The sequence below is a fragment of the Mesorhizobium sp. M7A.F.Ca.US.005.03.2.1 genome, assembly GCF_003997795.1.
GTDB lineage: Bacteria > Pseudomonadota > Alphaproteobacteria > Rhizobiales > Rhizobiaceae > Mesorhizobium > Mesorhizobium ciceri.
In genome coordinates this window covers 1-1,444 of the sequence record NZ_RZRP01001188.1, presented here as the reverse complement: position 1 = coordinate 1,444, position 1,444 = coordinate 1, and the positions used below count along the sequence as shown (strand labels likewise).

The 1,444-nt window shown below is 66.4% G+C and carries 2 protein-coding genes and 1 pseudogene; all 3 read right to left on the bottom strand.

The genetic code is table 11. The features are described 5' to 3' along the window. Positions 1-528, bottom strand: a 528-nt coding sequence (locus tag EN991_RS36090; protein ID WP_164769652.1) for an ROK family protein, incomplete at its 3' end; no start/stop codon positions are given. Continuing rightward, a complete protein-coding gene (locus EN991_RS36085) occupies positions 525-1,247 on the bottom strand; it encodes a ribulose-phosphate 3-epimerase (protein WP_127370510.1) in 723 nt (240 codons plus the stop codon). The genes EN991_RS36090 and EN991_RS36085, both read right to left, overlap by 4 nt. After that, a pseudogene (locus tag EN991_RS36080) lies at positions 1,244-1,444 on the bottom strand (alpha/beta hydrolase); the annotation flags it as partial. The gene EN991_RS36085 and the pseudogene EN991_RS36080, both read right to left, overlap by 4 nt.

Genomic DNA, 1,444 nt, shown 5'->3' with positions numbered 1-1,444 from the left:
CACGCAACGCTCGCCCTCATTGGTGATGGTCATGTGACCGATCTCGGCGGCAAGGCCACGGCGGCCATGCAGGATGCGCCCATCGACGACGACACCGCCGCCGATGCCGGTCGACACCGTGACAAAGACCAGCGAGCGAGCGCCATGGCCGGCGCCGAAGCGCCATTCGCCGAGCGCCGCGGCATTGGCGTCGTTCTCCAGACGGACCGGCAGGCCGAGCCGCCGCTCGAGGATGTCGGCAAGCGGTACATCCAGCCAGCCGGTGAGTGTCGGCGGGCCGACGGCGATGCCGGCCAGCGGATCAAGCGGTCCCGGCGCACCGACACCGACGCCGACGACCGACAGTGCCGGGGCTTCGGCATGGACGGTCGCCGCCAGCGCCTCGATCTGGCCGATCACCACGTCTGGACCGGCCTGCGCCTGCGTCGGCACCGCCGCGAATGCCAGGATCTTGCCTTCGCGGTCGACCAAGGCGGCGCGAAGCTCCGTCCCGCCAAGATCGATCGCAAGGGCGGCTTCCGTTGTCATGCCGCGACCTTCAAGCCGCGCAGCCAGCCGATGCGGCCGGCGAGGTCCTTGTCACCGAAGGCGAGCGAACCGAGAACCACGGTTTCGGCGCCGGCGGCACGCAGCAGCGGCACGGTCTCGTGGCGGATGCCGCCGTCGGCGGCCAGAACCACTTGCACCTCACGGCCGGCCTTTCTCAGGATAGCGCGGGTAGCGCCCAGCCTGTCGCAGGCCTTGTCCGACAGGCTCTGTCCCTTGACGCCGATTGCGGTTCCAAGAAGCGTTACGAAGGCGACTTCCGGGACGAAGGCCGTCACCGCTTCCACAGGCGTCTCCAGCCTGAGCACGACGCCCGCCTCGGCGCCGAGCTCCCGCGCCAGCCGCACGGCGCGCAATCCCGCTTCGCCATTCTCGGCATGGACGCTGATCATGTCGGCGCCGGCTTCGATGAACTGGCGCGTCTGCGCCTCGACGATTGCTTCATCGACCATCAGGTGGACGTGGATGGGTTTCGCCGTCAGCCCGGCGATGCGGGCAACGAGGTCGGGGAAGAACAGGAAGGACGGGGCGAAATGACCGTCCGCCACATCGATATGATGAAGATCGACATAGGGTTCGATGCGCTTCAAGTCGTTCTCGAAATTGGCAAGATTGGCAGACCAGAGCGAGAATTCGGCGATCATGCGATCGCGTGGCAGTTCGGCGATGGCGGCCGGGCCGGAGAGAGATTTCGAGATCATGATTGGTCCTGGTTGTCAAAATTTGTGTTGAGAAAGCTGCCGATGGCGGCGCGGATTTCGGCGAAATGACGCTCCTTGTCGGTGGCCTTCGGCGTCACCTCGACAAAGGCGGCATTGGGGATGGTGTCTGCAAGGCTGCGCGCGGTGGCCAGCGGATGGACGAGATCGATGCCGCTGCCGATGACGAGTGTCGGGAG